The following is a 15,521-nucleotide window of genomic DNA, read 5'->3' on the forward strand; positions in this document are numbered from 1 at the left end:
TCGTTGAGGCCGGGGTTTTTGCATTGGGGCGGATAAACGCCAGGCAAAAGAAAGGGCCCGGCGCTCTCCCTGCGGCGGGCCCTGTCACTGACTTCCCTGTCAGCCGCTGCTTCAGTCCCGAAGCAGGCGGTGAGGCACGAACTCCTGTCGTCTTGATCACATCCTGTGAACCTCAGGGGCATAATAGGCATGTGATCTACGCGGGTATATAGGAAAAATTCCTATATTGCGCTATCAGGCCATAAGATGATGACCTGCATCAACATAGATGCGGGTGCCTGTGAGGGCTGATGAGTGCTCGCTGATCAGAAATGCGGCCAGCTTCCCTACATCGGAAGGAGATCCTAACCGGTGCAGGGGGGAGCGTTCAATGGCATCGCCCATTAGTTCATCAAAGGAATCAATGCCGCTGGCTGCACGGGTTGGCATCGGTCCAGGGGACAGAGAGTGCACCCTGATCTGTTCTGGTCCAAGCTCTGCTGCAAGATAGCGTACGGAGCTTTCAAGGGCTGCCTTGATGGGCCCCATCAGGTTGTAGTGGTCCACTACACGTTCAGCTCCATGATAGCTCATGGTCAGGAGTGAGCCTCCCTGGGGCATCAATGCACGCGCATGCCGCGCCATTCGTATAAAAGAGTGGCAAGAGATATCCATCGCCTTGCAAAAGCCTTCGGATGAGGAGTCCACCAGTTTGCCATGCAGTTCATCCAGAGGTGACCAGGCAATTGAATGGATAACAAAATCGATCTGTCCCCACTCCTGCTTCAGGCGTTCAAAAACCTGCTCAAGCTCGCCCTCGGTGGCAACATCGCAAGGCAGTACCAAAGCGGCACCCAGCTGGTCTGCCAAAGGTGCTACAAATGGACGTGCCTTGTCATTCAGGTAGGTGATGCAAAGCTCCGCACCAAGGTTGCTGAGGACTTCAGCACAGCCATAGGCGATGCTTTTGTTGTTAGCGATGCCGAATATAACACCGCGCTTTCCAGTCAAATCTATCATTTCAGCTTCCATGGGGGTCTGATTTACGTTCGAGATCATTATCTCATCAAGGTTCGGTGACTGTATGGTTAAAACCATGAATATTTGTAACTGAGGGTAATCTGAACTTTCATATCCATGTTTTTGGTGTGGTTGAGCAGGTATGATCTGGTTAAAAGTGAACCAAAGCTGAAGAAAGGATCCTCTTATGCTCAATCATCTCAGTATCCGAATGCGTGTCATAGGAGGGTTTTGCCTCTTGCTCCTGCTGGTCGCGCTATTGGTGCTGCCGGCTGTCATGCGTGACTTCAATAACCTGATCCATTCAGCTGAAGAGCGTGAACTGAAAGTTCAGTTCGATAAAGTACTTGAACGGATAGAGTCCGAACGTCGTTTGGCGATGGCCATGGCGACACTGGTCGCCAATCAGCCGAGCATAGAGGCAGCCCTGTCTGATGGAGCTCGTGACCGGGTACTGGCAGAGCTTGAAGAAGCCTTCGCCCGCCTGCAGTCAGATTTTGGATTGCGCCAATTACAGTTTCACACACCGCCTGCGGTTTCCTGGCTGCGAGTTCATCGACCGGATAAGTATGGAGACGACCTGTCCGGTTTCCGCCAGACCGTAGTGGAAACCAATCAGGGTCGACAGGCCGTCAGCGGTGTTGAACAGGGGGTGGCTGGCCTGGGAATCCGTGGCATGGTACCTCTGGAGGTGGCGGGGCGTCATTGGGGCTCAGTAGAGTTTGGTTTCTCTTTGGGGCAACCTTTTTTTGACCAGATCAAGCAGGAAACCGGGCTGGATGTTGCATTGATCCTGCACAACGCGGGTCAGCAGTCCCTGTTTGCGTCTACCTGGGGTGATCAGGCCCTGCTTGCTCCGGATGTATTCAACCTTGCACTTCAGGGAGAGGGGCAGATGGGGGTAGGAGAACTGAAGGGCTCCCCAGTTGCGATCTACTCCAGTCAGCTGCAGGACTTTTCCGGTCAGGCGATTGGCGTGCTGTCATTGGCAATGGACCGCAACAGTTACATTGATGCGTATGAACGTGCTTTTTATGAATTACTGGCAATTATCGGTGCATTTCTGCTGCTGGGGGTATTGATTGCCCTTTATATCAGTCGCAGTGTGGCAAAGCCGCTTTTGCAGATCACGCATGCCATGAAAAACATATCCAGTGGTGACGGTGACCTGACGCAGCGGCTTCCTGTCAATGGCAGAAATGAACTGACTGACATTGCAAGCGAGTTCAACCATTTCATCAGCCGAATTGAGGCGCTGATTCAGGAGCTGATGCGGGCAGTCGCCTCAGTGTCCAGTTCCGGTTCTCACCTGTTTGATGTCAGTGACCACACGCTCGAACTTGCCAATCGGCAGCAGCGCGAAACGACTGAGATCGCTACGGCCATGAATGAAATGACCGCAACGGCTCAAGAGGTAGCGCGCAGTGCAGCCAGCTCTGCAGAGGTCACGCAAAAGGCTGATGAAGAGGCACGTATAGGTCACCGGGTTGTAGAAGATGCCATCGACGCCATCAACACATTGGCGGCGGATGTTGCATCCATGCGTGATGTGATACGGGATGTGGAAACCCGCAGTGAAAAAATAAATACCATTCTTGATGTTATCCGTGATATTGCCGACCAGACCAACCTGCTGGCGTTGAATGCCGCAATAGAGGCCGCCCGCGCAGGTGAGCAGGGGCGCGGCTTCTCGGTAGTGGCGGATGAGGTGAGAGCGCTTGCGCACAGGACTCAGAACTCTACTGCCGAGATCAACGAGATGATCACGGCACTCAAGGAGGGAACCGGGCATACGGTTCAGGTCATTGAGCGGAGTCAGGTACAGTCGGAGCAGACAGTGTCGACAGCTGCTCGTGCCGGTGAGGCGTTGCAGGCAATTACGCAGGGCATGGATGAGATTCGTGACATGACCGCACAGATCGCGTCTGCCGCCGAGGAGCAGACACAGGTCAGTGAGACGATCAACCAGTCGGTCGAGCGTGTTGGTACCGGTGCTGAAGAAACCTCGGTCGGCGCGTCGGATATCCTTGTGTCGGCTGCCGGTATAGGCTCTGAACTTTCGCAGTTGATGCGGGTGATTCGAAAGTTCAGAGTGACGCAGGACGATGTGATTGAGCTGGAAGTGGCGAAAGCTGCACATCAGGCCTGGAAGATGAGGCTGCGTGCATTTCTTGACGGGCACGCGGATATTCCGCATGAGCAGGCGGTATCATCACACGAATGTGATTTCGGCCGCTGGTACTACACCACCGGCAAGGAACGCTACGGTAACTCTTCCGCTTTGCAGGCCATCGAGAAACCACATGATCGTCTGCATAAGCTGATCGGTGAGATCATCGAAGCCAAGCATCGGGGCAATGAGCCCGAAGCTGAGCGCAAGTATCAGGAGGTGGCGCAGCTGTCCGGCGAAATCGTCAGCGCCATTGACAGGCTGATTCAGCAGGCCCGTTGATTGGAAGCAGCCGGGCTCATTCCGGGCCCGGCATCTCCCGTGAGGGGCGGCCTATGTGATAGCCCTGCGCATAATCGATGCCGACGTCACGCACCATCTGCAACACTTCCTCTGTTTCAACGAATTCGGCCACGGTCTTGAGGTTCAGCTTCTTGGCCAGTTCGGTGATGCTGACCACAAAGGCCAGGTCACGCGGATCGTTGCCCATGTTGGCAATGAACTCGCCTTCTATCTTGACGAAATCGATTGGCAGGTACTTCAGGTAATGGAACGATGAGAAGCCGGAGCCGAAATCATCGATGGCCATCAGGTAGCCCGAATCCTTCAGGCTGCGGACAAAGTTCTCCAGCAGCCCCATGTTCTTGACGGTATCGCGCTCGGTTATTTCAAACACAATCCGGGATGGGTTCAGTCGGTACCGCTGAGTCAACTCATGCAGCGTTTGCAGGAAGTCGCGCACCAGTATCGAACGGGGTGACAGATTAATAAACAGCAATCCCTGGTAGCCGGTTTCCTGAACCTTGGCGAACGCCTTTTCCATCACGATATAGTCCAGCAGGTGTACCTTGCCCATGGACTCGGCGATCTCGATGAATTCGCCGGCCGACATCAGTTTTTCACCCGGCAGCTGCAGACGACTGAGTACTTCAACAGCAGGCGTATCTTCATCCAGTGGTTGAATGGGCTGGAATACCGGCACCACGCTGCGATTCTCGATGGCATCATTGACCAGCAGCATCTTCTGGTTAAGGTCGTTGAAAATATCCGCTACATCTTCCTTGTGGGGCAGACTGATGCGGTTCTTGCCCTGGGTTTTGGCCCGGTACATCAGGTTATCGACGAACATGAACAGGTCTTTGCGGTTATCCGCATGATCAGGGAAGATGCCTGCCCCGATCGAGCCGGTAACGCGCACCAGACCGCCTTTCTCGGTCTCAAGACTGAAGGATTGCAGGCAATGTAGCAGGCGGTCACAGATGTCACTGGTCTGCTCCAGTGTTGTTTCAGGCAGCACCACTACAAATTCATCGCCACCATAGCGGGCCAGAATATCGCCGGTGCGCAGCACCTCTTGCATGGCCAGCGCAAGCTGCCGCAGCAACTTGTCCCCCATGGCATGACCATAGCCGTCATTGACCGCCTTGAAGTTGTCCAGATCGATCATCAAAAGGGCGACCTGATAATCGTGACGATGGCAGCGATCCAGTTCGTAGTCCAGCAGCTCCCAGAACATGCGCTGGTTATACAAGTTGGTCAGCGGATCACGTGTTGCATAGTATTCAAGGTCACGGGTGTACTTGTATATCGCCTTGACCGATCCGACCACGTTAAGCAGGGTGGACAGAATACTCTCGAGTACCAGCACCTTGGTGCTGTCCTTGACGATATCGGCATGCACACCAATACCGACAATGCCCCCGATCTTGGGTGTTTCGACCAGCAGGGACTTGGTCTGCAACTCAATTTCAGTGGTATTCAGCACCATTTCGGGACCTTCAAGCTGTACCGAGTTATGGTGAATGATGATCTCGCCGGGTATCGAAAAGTGATCATTGCCCTGCAGGCGATTGAGTACAGCCTGCTCCATCATCTCCTTGGTTTCCTTGGAGGGAGGGTGCAGCCAGAAAATTTCCAGATCAAACATCTCATCGTCCACCTTGAAGATGGAGAACATGGTGTAGATCGGAATGACCTGGTTGATGTCCAGCATCAGCAGATTAACGTATTCGCGCCAGTCACGTACCACTTCCGATGTGATGACAAATTTCTCCAGCAAACGGATTTCGAACTCCAGCAAGTCCTTGTCAACGGCGATGGTGCGCAACTTGTCGGCCAGCGCTTCGACCTGACCGAATATGTGATTCAGCTCCCTGAAGCCAAGATCCTTTTTGTCTTTTGATAGCTGACTGAGATCTTCAAGCGAGTCGACCCGTGAAATTCTGTCGCTCAGCTCTTCTATGGATTGATTGATACGCAGGGTCACGGTCCGCACTGCCCAGAAACCAAACAGGAAGGGCAAAGGGGAAAGCAGCAGCAGGTAATACAGCAGATTTCGATTTGCAACGCTCATCTGGCGGCTGAGGTCCTGACGCACCTCGATCAGCCCCAAATTGTCACCGACGCGGGCATTGGTATGGCAGCCGGTACAGTCTTCGCGGGCCTGAAGCGGGTACAGATAGCGTTGATGAGTGCCATCATTCTCCTCAATGATCTCACCGCTTTGCATTGCCTGGCGCATCAATGCATCCAGCTCGGGCTGCTCGATGGGACCGAACCGCTCGGTTACTTTGGTGCCTCGGAACACGCTGACTTTAAGGCTGGAAGCGGGGTGCTCGGTGTTGGACAGTTGGCGCATGAACTGCTCCAGCTGCAGCCGGGTCCAGCCCTGACTCATGACAAGATACATGGAGTTGAAGGTGCTTTCGGCGACCGAGCGGGCAATTTCCTGCGCACTGTCACGCACACTGGCCTGATAGGCCTGACGGCAGACCAGCAGCAACACCAGAAATCCGATGGCAGAAAAAAGAAATGTGCGGTTGAGCAGGTAACGCCGGATGGTTGGCGACTGACGTGACATATGAACCACTGCTGTTTTTTATTTATAGTCGGGCGATTGTACGCGCAGAGTGTGAACTGATCTGCAGGCAATTGGTAGAGGGTTGATATCTGTCAAACACTGGAGACAGAAAAAGACGTCAAGCCCGGTCCTGTTGTGCCTTCAAGGGCCGGTGTATCCTAGTCCGTTCGGAACGCGGTATGACAGGGAGCCTGGCAGATGGCACAAGACTCAAACACCCCGTTGGCCACAGGGCTGGCAATTATCCACAGCAATCGGCTTGAGGCATTGCGCACGTTGCTGGTGCAATGGATGCAGCTTAACCCGCTTGGGGTGCTGGAAAACGAAGTCGTGCTGGTGCAAAGCAACGGTATTGCCCAGTGGCTACAACTGGCGTTGGCGCGTTCGGCGGATGATCCGGAACAGCCTGGCTGTGGCATCGCGGCTGTGCTGGACATTCAGCTACCCTCTGCTTTCCTCTGGCAGGCATATCGAGCCGTCCTTGGTCCTGATGAAGTCCCTAAAACATCACCCTATGACAAATCTCGCCTGACCTGGCGGCTGTTGCGACTATTGCCCGACCTGCTTAAGCAGCCTGATTTTGAATCGCTGTCGCACTTTCTGAAGGACGATGAAAGTGCACGCAAGGAATACCAGCTGGCCGAACGGCTGGCGGATCTGTTTGACCAGTATCAGGTCTACCGTGCCGACTGGTTAAAAGCGTGGGCCGATGGCCGGGATATCCTGATTGATGCCCATGGCCAGCCGCAGCCGTTGCCGGATGATCAGCGCTGGCAGGCACTGCTCTGGCGTGCCATACGTGCAGACCTCGATGACCGCCAGCGAATGTTGAGTCGTGCCGATCTGCAGCAGCGCTTCCTTGATGGCTGCAAGTCGCTGCATCAGCGCCCGGCGGGTCTGCCGCCCCGGCTGGTGGTGTTTGGCATTTCGGCACTGCCGCAGCAGTTCATTGAGGCGCTGGCTGCGCTGTCGAGCCACACACAGGTTTTACTGTGCGTGCATAATCCTTGCCGACACTATTGGGCCGATATTATCGATGGCAAGGAGCTGCTGCGCAGCGAAAAGCGTCGTCAGGCCCGCAAGGATGGGATGCCGGAGCTGTTGAGTGATGCGCAGCTGCATCTACATGCACAGCCTCTGCTGGCAGCCTGGGGCAAGCAGGGGCGCGACTATATCCGCTTGCTGGATCAGTTTGATGAACCCGGGCGTTACCAGGACTGGTTTGAGCGCATCGATCTGTTTGATGAAGCCGAACGCGATATTGAGTCTCTGCCGCTGCTGAACCAGATTCAGCAGGATATTCTGGAGCTGGAGCCAACACCCGATGCTCCTCGGGTTTGGAGTGAAAGTGATCACTCACTGATCTTTCAGGTGGCGCACAGTCGTCAGCGTGAGGTCGAAATACTGCACGACCAGCTGTTGCACTGGTTTCAACAGGATCCATCACTGCGGCCCCGCGATATCATCGTGATGGTGCCCGACGTCAATCAGTATGCACCGCATATTCGTGCCGTGTTTGGTCGCCTGCAGCGACAGGACCCGCGTTTCATCCCCTTCACCCTCAATGACCAGCAGAACCGTGGTCAGGCACCACTGCTGATTGCACTGGAGCTCTTGCTGCAGCTGCCGCAGGAGCGTTTTGGCGTCAGTCAGCTGTTTGACCTGCTGGAGGTGGCGGCACTGCGCGAACGTTTTGGCATGTCCGAGACGGATCTTCCTCGGTTGCAGCACTGGATTCGTGAATCCGGTATCCGCTGGGGGCTGGACAGCGGCCAGCGCGCAGGTCTGGAGCTTCCCGAAGGGTTGGAGCAGAACACCTGGCTGTTCGGCCTGCGCCGCATGCTGTTGGGTTACTTGATGGGAGATGAGCAGACCTTCGCCGATATCGAGGCCTATGGCGAAGTCGGGGGGCTGGAGGCGGCACAGGTGGGGCCACTGGCTGAACTGGTCACTGCGCTGCTTCAGCTGCGTGAGCACTTGCTTACCCCCAGGTCACATACAAATTGGGGTTCGATACTCACAGATCTGCTGGAACGCTTTCTGCACCCGGTCAGCGATCAGGATTTGGTCCTGTTGGAACGACTCGGGCTAAGGCTGCAGCAGTGGCAGGAGGCTTGTACCGAAGCCGGACTGAATCGTCCACTGCCGCTGGAAGTGGTGCGCGAAAGCTGGCTCGACGGCATCGATGAACAAAGCCTGTCACAACGCTTTCTGGCCGGGGCCGTCAACATCTCGACCCTGATGCCGATGCGTGCCATCCCCTTTCGCCGGGTGTGTCTGCTGGGAATGAACGATGGAGACTATCCGCGCGTACAGCCGCCGATGGATTTTGACCTGATGGTCGGACGTTACCGTCCCGGTGATCGATCAAGGCGTGAAGATGACCGCTACCTGTTTCTGGAAGCGCTGCTGTCGGCGCGGGATGCGCTCTATATCAGTTGGGTGGGGCGCAGCGTACGTGACAACGCCGAGCAACCACCTTCAGTACTGGTAGCCCAGTTACGTGACCATATCCAGCTGGGATGGACAACTGCTGTTGCGGACGGCAAGGCTGTGTTACATGCGCTCACCACCGAGCATCCGCTACAACCGTTCAGTCCACGCTACTTTAAGCACAACCCGCGCCTGTTCACCTACGCCCGCGAGTGGCGTGACGTGCATGAGGCTGTGGACAGGGGGCAGGCCGGTAACCTGCCACCGATGGAGTTGCCTGAAAGTCTCAGCCTGAAACCGCTGCAGCGTTTCCTGCGCAACCCGGTGCAAATCTTCTTCAACCAGCGCCTCAATGTCTGGTTCGATACGCTGGAAGAGATGCCACAGGAGCATGAGCCCTTCCGTTTTAACCGGCTTGACCAGTATCGACTTGGTTCTGACCTGATCGATGCCGGACTGAAAGCCGACACACCGGAGCTGGGCATCCAGACGCAGCTGGCACGCTGGCGGCGGGCGGGGGAATTGCCACTGGGTGCCTACGGCGAACGTTCGCTGCGAGAAATCGTCAGCCCGGCCGCTTCAACGCTGCGTCATCTACAGCCGTTATTCGCCGACTGGCAACCCTTGCCCGATGCGCTGGAGCTACAGCTGTGTCTGCGGACAGAGGGGCGGCAGATGATGCTGGAGGACTGGATCAGTGGGCTTTACCGACGGCGTGTCGGGCAGGAGCTGGCTCTGATACTGCATTCGCCTCAGGCAATCAGCGACAAGGGGGCGCCACGTTGGCACCGGCTTGTCCGGGCATGGGTCGACCACCTTGCCGTCAGTGCAAGCGGGTACTCACTCACAACCTTTCTGGTCGGGCCGGATACCAGTGCCCGGATCAGGCCAATCTCTGTCGAACAGGCACAAACGCAGCTCAATACACTGCTGTCCCATTACCTGCAGGCGCTTGAGCAGCCCGCGCCACTGGCCTGCCGCACCGGTCTGGCACTGTTGACGGCTGCTGATGGCAAGGATCCGATTACAGAAGCCAATCACGCCTACAGCGGCGACAGCCGCTTCCCGGGAGAGGGCATGCGAGACCGTTACCTGCAGCGGGCCTGGCCAGACTTTGACAGCCTGTTGGCAGCGGGTCTGGAGGGCTGGGCGCGCACACTGTATCAACCCCTGATCGATCAGGCCGAACTGCTGCAACGGGAGGATGCATGAACACACCGAATGCCCAGCCGCAGACACTGAATCCGCTGGTCTTTCCACTGCACGGGCATCGTCTGATCGAGGCCAGCGCCGGTACCGGCAAAACCTTTACGATCGCCGCGCTGTATGTGCGTCTGGTGCTGGGCCATGGCGATCCCGATACCCGCTTTCGGCGTGACTTGCTGCCGCCCGAGATTCTGGTGGTGACCTTCACCAATGCCGCCACCCGTGAACTGCGTGATCGGATCCGCACTCGCCTGACCGATGCTGCGCGCGTATTTCGTGGCAAGTCCGAGCCTGATCCGTTCCTGCAGCAGCTGCTGGCCGAGCCCGATTTTGCCGTGCATGAGGCGCGTGCATTGGCTGCACGCAAACTGGAGCAGGCGGCTGAATGGATGGACGAAGCCGCGGTATACACCATCCACAGCTGGTGCCAGCGGATGCTGACTCAGCACGCCTTCGACACCGGAAGCCTGTTCCGCCAGCAGTTGGAACAGGATGACAGTGAGCTGCTGGCCGAGATGGCGCGCGACTACTGGCGCAGCTGGTGCTACACACTGTCGCCGGCCGTGGCCGAAGCACTGAGTGAACTGGCCGCTGATCCCGATGCTCTGCTGCAGGCGGTCAAACCCCTGCTGCAGCCGGGTGATCAACAGGTGCGCTATCAGGGCATCAGTATCAGCGAGACCCAGTCCCCTGCAGAATATGCCCGGAAGTTGAACGACTGGCTGCCACAGAAACAGCAGCTGGAGCAGCGGGCACGCACCCTCTGGCTGGCCGAGCACGACGAAATTGAAGCGCTGCTGATCGGTGCTGCACAAAAGAAGATTCTGAATAACACCAGCTACAAGCCGGAAACCCTGCCTGAAAAGCTGGCTGACATGACGGTCTGGGCTGAAGGGGGCCCGCTGTCGAGTGACAGGCTGGCCCACTTTGCGCGCGTAAAGCTGACCGATAAAACTGCCAAAAAAATGCAGGACCAGACGCCGGAGCATCCGGTATTCGACCTGTTACAGGAGCTGGTGGATTACCTGCAGCTGCAGCCTCCACTGCAACCGGTACAGCTGCATGCGGCGCAATGGATTCAGCAGCGTTTTGATCGATCCCGCGAGCGCGCAGCGGCGCTCGGCTTCAATGACATGCTGGTGCGGCTGGATCACGCACTGCAGGGTGAAGGGGGTGATCGCCTTGCCGCAACCATTCGTCGTCAGTACCCGGTTGCACTGATCGACGAGTTTCAGGATACCGACCCACTGCAGTACCGTATTTTCAGCCGCATCTATCGCGGCACGAACCTGCCTGATGCCGACCCCTCAGAGTGCGCACTGTTGATGATAGGTGACCCCAAACAGGCGATCTACGCCTTTCGTGGTGCCGATATTCACACCTATCTGCAGGCACGACGTGATACCAGCGGGTGTCACTATACCCTCGGGCGCAATTTCCGCTCATCAGTGGCTTTGGTGGAGGCGGTCAACCGGCTGTTTGAGCATGCTGAAGCCAGCCAGGCCAGTGGTGCCTTCCGTTTTGCCCGTGAGGGTGATAACCCGTTGCCGTTTATTCCGGTGGATGCCAACGGCCGCAAAACGGTATTTGAGGTTGAAGGCGCACGACCATCAGCCCTGACTCACTGGCTGCTGGAGGACGAGGCGGCTGACGGGATAGCCGTCAGTGATTACCGCAGGCTGATGGCCGAACACAGTGCCAGCGAGATTCGTCGCCTGCTCTCACTGTCGCAACAGCGGCGGGCGGGCTTTCGCTCCGAGGATGGCCAGTTGAACCCGATCAGGCCAAGTGATATCGCCATTCTCGTGCGCAACGGCAGTGAGGCCCGGCTGATTCGTGATGCCCTGCAGCAACGCAATGTTCGCAGCGTGTACCTCTCCGATCAGGCTTCGGTCTATGCCAGTGCCGAAGCTGAGGACCTCTGGCGCTGGCTACGTGCCTGTGCCGAACCGGAACAGCCAGGCCCGCTGCAGGGGGCGCTGGCCAGTCGAACGCTGGATCTGGGCTACGTTCACCTGGAGCAGATAACCCGTGATGAGCAGCTGTGGGAACAGACAGTGGAGCGGTTCCGCCATCTGCGTGACATTTGGCAGCGGCAGGGTGTGCTGCCAATGGTGCGTCACCTGCTGGACAGTTTCGAGCTGCCTGCCCGGCTGTTACAGGATGCGGATGGTGAGCGGATACTGACTAACTTGCTGCATCTGGCCGAGCTGCTGCAGGCGGCCAGTAGCCAGCTGGAAGGTGAACAGGCTCTGATCCGCTACCTGCAGGAACAGATCATGGACAGCGGCAAAGGTGGTGATGAACACATCATGCGGCTGGAAAGTGATGCTGACCTGGTGCAGGTAGTGACTATTCACAAGTCCAAGGGGCTGGAATATCCGTTGGTGTTTCTGCCCTTCATCTGTGCCTACCGTGAAGTGACCGCCAGTGACGGCAGCTACCGCTATCAGTCGGAGCAGGGCAGTGTACTGGAGCTGGACAGCAAGGATGAGAACGCCAAGCGGGCTGCCGAAGCCGAGAGGCTACAGGAAGATCTGCGCCTGCTCTATGTGGCACTGACTCGCCCCGTGTTCGCGTGCTGGCTGGGGGTGGCCGCGATCAAATACAACCGTTCGCTCAGCCTGCACAAAAGCGCTTTCGGCCAGCTGTTGGGGTGCGAATCGAAAACCGACAGCGCAACGCTCAAAGCCCGGCTGCAACCGCTGGTCAGTGGAGGTGTGATCGAAATGGAGCCACCTCCGACAATCGATGCTGAGCCGCTGCCGGATATGACCACTGTGACAGCACTGGCACCGGCACGCCACTGCGATCGGCCCGTTGCAGCTGAACGCTGGTGGATCGCCAGTTACAGTGCGATCAGTCAACTGCAGGGACGAGCCGAGCAGGAGCAGCCCACTGAGGCTGAGCCGGCAGAAAGTGCCCGTGAAGAAACCGCTCGGGAAAGTCTGGATGAGCCGTCAACGCGTGCCGTTGTGGTTGAGTTTGCCCATGATCCGCATCATTTCTGGAAAGGTCCTCAGGCGGGTACCTTTCTGCACGGCATACTGGAATGGGCGGCGGAAGAGGGCTTTGAGCGAGTGGCACGGGAGGCGCCATTGCGACACCAATTTCTGGCACCGCGCTGCCAGCAGCGGGAATGGCAGCCCTGGTTGCCGGTACTGGACGATTGGTTGCAGCAGCTGCTGACCACCCCCCTGCCACTGGTTGAGCAAAGTGTACCGCTGGCGCAATTGCAACAGTATCAGGCCGAGATGGAGTTCTGGCTGGAGGTGGCTGAGGTGCCGGTGAGTCGACTGGACCGTCTGATCACGCAGCACGTGTTGCCGGGCCAGCCGCGTCCTGCACTGGCGCCGCAGCAGTTGGGCGGAATGCTCAAGGGATTTATCGATCTGGTGTTCGAGCATCAGGGGCGCTACTGGGTGGCCGATTACAAGTCCAACTGGTTGGGGCCGGACAACAGTCACTATAGCGCTGCGGCGATGCAAAAGACGGTGCTGGATAAGCGCTACGATGTGCAGTATGTGCTTTATCTGCTGGCGTTGCACCGGCTGCTCAAGGCTCGTCTGCCGGGTTATGCCGATGACCCCATCCGGGGGTACGAGCAGCATGTGGGCGGTGCACTTTACCTGTTTCTGCGCGGCATCACAGAGCCGGAACGGCATGGCTGCTGTATTGATCGTCCGCCGGTAGAGTTGATCGAAACACTGGATGCGCTGCTGGCCAACCGGGAGAACACTCATGTCTGAACAGGTCGATCTTTTCGCGGCCGAAGCTTCTCTGCATCCGGCGCTGACCGAATGGGCTTCGCTGGAATCGCTGCTGCAGCGCTGGCAGGAGCGGGGTTGGATCCGGTCGCTGGATCTGGCGCTGGGGCGTTTCCTGCATGACCTGGACCCCAGCGCCACTCCGCCGGTGATACTGGCGGCGGTGCTGGCCAGCCACCAGCTGGGCCGGGGACATATCTGCGTTGATCTGGATAGTCTGCTCTCGGCACCGGACAGCGCACTGTCACTGCCGCCGGATGGCGAGTTTGGCGAAGTTCTGCCAGATCGACCGGTTGAGTTGTTGCAGGGGCTTGAGCGCCGTCAGTGGCTGCAGGCGCTGGCGGAAACGGTGCTGGTCAGTGCAGGTGATCCGCCCGCACCGCTGGTGCTGGAACCGGGCACTACTCGTCTTTATCTCTACCGCCAGTGGCGTTATGAAGTGGAGGTCGCTGAGCGGATAGGTGATCGCCTGCAACCGGTTGAGGTGGATGACGTTCGTCTGCAGCAACGCCTGTCAGAGTTGTTTCATCCGCAAGCGGGGCGCCTGGACTGGCAACAGCTGGCCTGTGCGCTGGTGGCGGGCAGTCGCTTCGGCATCATCACCGGTGGCCCCGGTACGGGCAAAACCACCACGGTCGTTCGTCTGCTGGCACTGCTGCAGAGTCTGGCCCGTGATGAAGGACACATCCTGCGCATTCGGCTGGCGGCTCCTACCGGCAAGGCGGCGGCGCGGTTGACCGAATCGATCAGCGGCGCGGTTGGACGCCTGCCTGAAGCGATGCAGCAGGATATCCCGCAGGAGGTAACGACCCTGCACCGACTGCTGGGAGCTCGACCCAATACACGCCGTTTTATCCACAATGTGGATAACCCGCTGCATGCCGATCTGGTCGTGGTGGATGAAGCCTCGATGATCGACCTGGAAATGATGCATCAGTTATTGGCCGCCATGCCGGCCCGGGCACGGCTGATTCTGTTGGGTGACAAGGATCAGCTGGCCTCGGTGGAAGCCGGCTCGGTACTGGGCGACCTGTGTGAAGATGCCGAACGAGGCGGTTACAGCCGTGAAACCCTGTCGCAGCTGCAGCGGCGTACCGGCCAGGACGTGGCGCGCTGGCAGGCCGAAGCCGGAGGCCCTTCAGAGCAGCCGCTGGCCCAAACCATTGCGATGCTCAGGCACAGTCACCGCTTTGGTGTCGACAGTGGCATCGGTGCACTGGCACGAGCCGTCAACAGCGGCCAGCCGCAGGCGGTAAATACCGTGCTCGCGGAGGGGCATGCCGACCTTGGCTGGATCCGCCTCAAGGGTGATGCCGATCGGGCACTGGAGCGCCTGATACTGGATGGCGGCCCCCAGCCGGCCACGGCTGAAGGCGCCCGGCCTCGGGGCTACCGTGATTACCTTGAGCAACTGAACGCCCTCAGACCTGTAGACAGTGATGAGCAGGCACAGGATGCCTGGGCTAGACGGGTACTGACCGCCTTCGGCCAGTTTCAGTTGCTATGTGCCCTGCGTCGCGGCCCCTGGGGCGTCGAGGGATTGAATGCACGTATAGCCACTGAGCTCCTGCGGGCAGGGCTGGTCGCCCGCAGCGAAGGATGGTATGAGGGCCGGCCTGTATTGGTTACGCGCAACGACTACAGTCTGGGGCTGATGAACGGCGATATCGGTATCACCCTGATGCGCCAAAATGCAGATGGAACGGCTGCACTGCGCGTGGTATTTCCGCTCGCGGACGGTGGCCTCAAGTGGATACTGCCCAGCCGGCTGCAGGCGATCGAGACCGTGTACGCGATGACCGTGCACAAGTCACAGGGCTCGGAGTTTGCACACACCGCCCTGCTGCTGCCGCCCACGGTCAACCCGGTGTTGACGCGTGAACTGGTCTACACTGGCATTACACGCGCCAGCCGCTGGTTTACCCTGCTGCTAAGCCATCAGGGCCGATTGGATGACGCAGTGCGCGCTCGGGTACGCCGGGCCAGTGGCTTGGGCAAAAGGCTCAAACGCTCGTCTTGAACAGAAGAAATCCGTCTATTCAGACTAAAGATGGGAACCTTGCCATGATTTATGTCAACTTTTGGC

Annotated in this window: 6 protein-coding genes; 4 read left to right on the plus strand and 2 right to left on the minus strand. The window is 57.9% G+C overall.

Annotated features, from left to right (window positions below):
* Positions 1-234: 234 nt before the first annotated feature.
* Positions 235-999 (minus strand): enoyl-ACP reductase FabI, encoded by a 765-nt coding sequence (gene fabI / locus ABIE60_RS14265; protein ID WP_354470188.1) that lies wholly within the window; start codon positions 997-999, stop codon positions 235-237.
* A 238-nt stretch (positions 1,000-1,237) separates the two neighbouring features.
* On the opposite strand from fabI, the gene ABIE60_RS14270 reads away from it, so the two are divergent.
* Positions 1,238-3,451 carry a methyl-accepting chemotaxis protein gene (locus ABIE60_RS14270; RefSeq protein ID WP_354470189.1) on the plus strand — a complete coding sequence of 738 codons (2,214 nt, stop codon included), beginning with the start codon at positions 1,238-1,240 and terminating at the stop codon, positions 3,449-3,451.
* 16 nt (positions 3,452-3,467) lie between these two features.
* On the opposite strand, the gene ABIE60_RS14275 is transcribed toward ABIE60_RS14270, so the two are convergent.
* On the minus strand, positions 3,468-6,029 hold the full coding sequence (locus tag ABIE60_RS14275) for a putative bifunctional diguanylate cyclase/phosphodiesterase (protein ID WP_354470190.1): 2,562 nt from the start codon (positions 6,027-6,029) through the stop codon (positions 3,468-3,470).
* Between the two features lie 198 nt (positions 6,030-6,227).
* On the opposite strand from ABIE60_RS14275, the gene recC reads away from it, so the two are divergent.
* The 3 genes from recC to recD are packed head-to-tail and all read left to right on the plus strand — an operon-like array spanning position 6,228 to position 15,455.
* Complete coding sequence (recC, locus tag ABIE60_RS14280) at positions 6,228-9,674, plus strand: exodeoxyribonuclease V subunit gamma (RefSeq protein ID WP_354470191.1); 3,447 nt, start codon at positions 6,228-6,230, stop codon at positions 9,672-9,674.
* Entirely contained in the window at positions 9,671-13,417 is a 3,747-nt protein-coding gene (gene recB, locus ABIE60_RS14285; RefSeq protein ID WP_354470192.1) for an exodeoxyribonuclease V subunit beta, read from the plus strand. The genes recC and recB overlap by 4 nt, the downstream gene beginning before the upstream one ends.
* The gene (gene recD / locus ABIE60_RS14290; RefSeq protein ID WP_354470193.1) at positions 13,410-15,455 is read left to right on the plus strand and encodes an exodeoxyribonuclease V subunit alpha; all 2,046 of its coding nucleotides are present in this window, start codon (positions 13,410-13,412) and stop codon (positions 15,453-15,455) included. The genes recB and recD overlap by 8 nt, the downstream gene beginning before the upstream one ends.
* Positions 15,456-15,521 lie beyond the last annotated feature (66 nt).

The sequence above is a fragment of the Marinobacterium sp. MBR-109 genome (assembly GCF_040547565.1).
Classification (GTDB): Bacteria; Pseudomonadota; Gammaproteobacteria; order Pseudomonadales; family Balneatricaceae; genus Marinobacterium.